The sequence below is a fragment of the Streptomyces sp. NPDC005070 genome (genome assembly GCF_053600395.1).
Map to the genome: position 1 here is coordinate 1 of NZ_JBSFZS010000365.1, position 2573 is coordinate 2573.

At 68.3% G+C, this 2573-nt stretch carries 2 protein-coding genes; both read left to right on the top strand.

The features are described 5' to 3' along the window. The first annotated feature begins 209 nt into the window (after positions 1 to 209). Positions 210 to 410, top strand: a complete 201-nt coding sequence (locus ACWEBX_RS39095) for a hypothetical protein (RefSeq protein ID WP_451889460.1) — start codon at positions 210 to 212, stop codon at positions 408 to 410. 50 nt (positions 411 to 460) lie between these two features. Next, positions 461 to 2065 (top strand): phospholipase D family protein, encoded by a 1605-nt coding sequence (locus ACWEBX_RS39100; RefSeq protein ID WP_451889461.1) that lies wholly within the window; start codon positions 461 to 463, stop codon positions 2063 to 2065. Positions 2066 to 2573 lie beyond the last annotated feature (508 nt).

Genomic DNA, 2573 nt, shown 5'->3' on the forward strand with positions numbered 1-2573 from the left:
GCTCTACGCCACCCTGACCGACCGCCAGCGTAGCGAATTCTCCCTTCTCGTCGGTGAGTTGACCTGCAGACCCAGATTTTGAGGCCTCTCATGAGGACTTCGATCCGCCGCAGTGGTGTGTCCGAGTGGCCACCCACGACCCGGTGAAGCGGACCCGATCGGCCGCCCAGTCGCCCAGGCGTTGCCACAGGCGCAGACCGTCCGAGCAGATGGCCGGCCGTGAGCGCGGCGGCCCCGGTGACGACGACGCCGATGACGACCGCCGCATCCCGATCTGGGACAGCTGCTCCACCCGCTCCGGCGTCAGAGTGGCGGCCCTGCTCCGCTGGTTGCTGACCCAGCCCCAGACGGAACAGGTCTTCGCAGGGCTGGCTGAGCAGGAATCGCGTGGTCACGCGCTCAGGGGGTAACGGATCTACCAGGAGATCCCGGAAGGGCCGTCGGCTGGAAGGACTGCCACGTGGAACGCGCCGACTGGCTGCTCACGCCCGCTCAGCGGGGGAATCCCGCGTCGAGGGTGGACCGCCGTCATGCCGATGGTGCGGCGTGGTCCACGGGCAACGACGTCCGCCCCCTGGTACACGGGGCGGTGTACTTCGCCGAGCTGCTTGCGGCGGTGCGGGCGCAGCGGGCCGGCGACATGTTGATGTTCACGGACTGGCGGGGTGACCCTGACGAGCTGCTGGACGGTCCGGAGAGCGCTATCGGCGACGTGTTGTGCGATGCCGCACGCCGCGGTGTCGTAGTCAAGGGGCTGGTGTGGCGCTCGCACCTGGATCAGTTCCAGTTCAGCGAACAGGAGAACTACCACCTGGGGGAGGAGATCGAGGAGGCGGGAGGGGAGTGCCTGCTCGACATGCGGGTGCGGCCGGGCGGCTCGCACCATCAAAAGTTCGTGGTGCTGCGCCACCCGGGTCGGCCCGAGCGGGACGTCGCCTTCGTCGGCGGGATCGATCTGTGCCACAGCCGTCGGGACGACGCCGCTCATCAGGGTGACCCGCTGGCGCAGCCCATCGCCGATGTCTACGGTTCCCGTCCGCCCTGGCATGACGTCCAGCTGGCGGTGCGCGGGCCCGCCGTCGGCGATGTCGAGGCCACGTTCCGTGAGCGGTGGACGGACCCGGCTCCGCTCAGTCGCAGCCCGCGCAGCCGGCTTCGGTCGGCACTCCGGGGCGAGGACACACGGGCGGATCCGCTCCCGGTACAGCAACCCGACCCGGGCCCCCGCGGTTCCCATACGGTCCAGATCCTGCGCACCTACCCGAACCGTCTCAGGGGCTATCCGTTCGCTCCCGACGGTGAACGCAGCATCGCCCGCGCCTACATGAAGTCCCTGCGGCGGGCACGCCGGCTGATCTACCTAGAGGACCAGTACTTGTGGTCGGAGAGCGCCGTCCAGCCGTTCGCTCAGGCTCTTGCGGATCATCCGGGCCTGCGGATGATCGCCGTCCTGCCGCCACTGCCGGACCAGGAAGGGCGGATCAGCACACCGATGAATCTGCTGGGCCGGATCCACGCCCTGGAAGTCCTGCGCCGGGCCGGCGGCGACCGGGTGGCCGTCTACAGCCTGGAGAATCACGCCGGGACGCCCGTGTACGTCCATGCCAAGGTCTGCGTCATCGACGATGTCTGGGCCTCGGTCGGTTCCGACAACGTCAACCGGCGCTCCTGGACGCACGATTCGGAACTCAGCTGCGCTGTCCTCGACGAAACCCGTGACTCCCGTGAACCGATGGACCCCGGCGGCCTGGGCGACGGCGCCCGCGTCTTCGCGCGCGAACTGCGGTTGTCGTTGAATCTCGAACACCTCGACCGCGACGGGGATGGGGAAGCGGCTGCACTGTGCGAGCCGGGCCGCGCCTTTGCGGCATACGCCGACTCGGCCGCCGCTCTGGACGCCTGGCACGACGGCGGCCGCCACGGCCCGCGACCGCCGGGACGACTGCGCACCTATCACCCGCCGCACCTGTCCCGCATCACGCGGGCCCTGACCGACCCGCTCTACCGGGTCGTCGCCGATCCCGACGGCCGCCCGCGCTCCCTGCGTCGGCACGGCGCCTACTGAGGGTGTCCCGGACGGGTGAGTGACCTCCGGGTGTGGACACAGGGGCTCATGCCGCGAGTGTGACTGCTCTTCTACGCGCTCGGTCGCAGTGGGCGACAGATGAGGCTTGTGGCCTGGCCCATCTGATACCTCTCTGCCGAGCATCCAAAAATCTGTGATCGCTAGAGTAGACATTGGTAGGTCGGCTCGTTATGGTTTCTCTCGTAGTCAGGAAGTCCGCAGGGCTCGGCAGATACGAACTGCCGGGAGCAGTAGAGGTAGTTGCAGTGTGCAGGACGGTGCGGTGGTGGAGTTTCGAAGCCAGGGTTGTTGCAGGTCGGCGACGGGACTGGCGACCGGACCGGGTGGCCCGCAGTGATCAGGGGCCACCGTAAGCAGGACAGCAGTTGAAGTTGCAGTACGGGTAAGTGCAGTTCGCAGGACCCAGCAGCAGTTGGTGAGTGGTACCTCGGTGAAGGCGTCGGCTGCGGGCGCGCGCACCGGGAGGTCCGGCAGTGGGGTTCTAAGC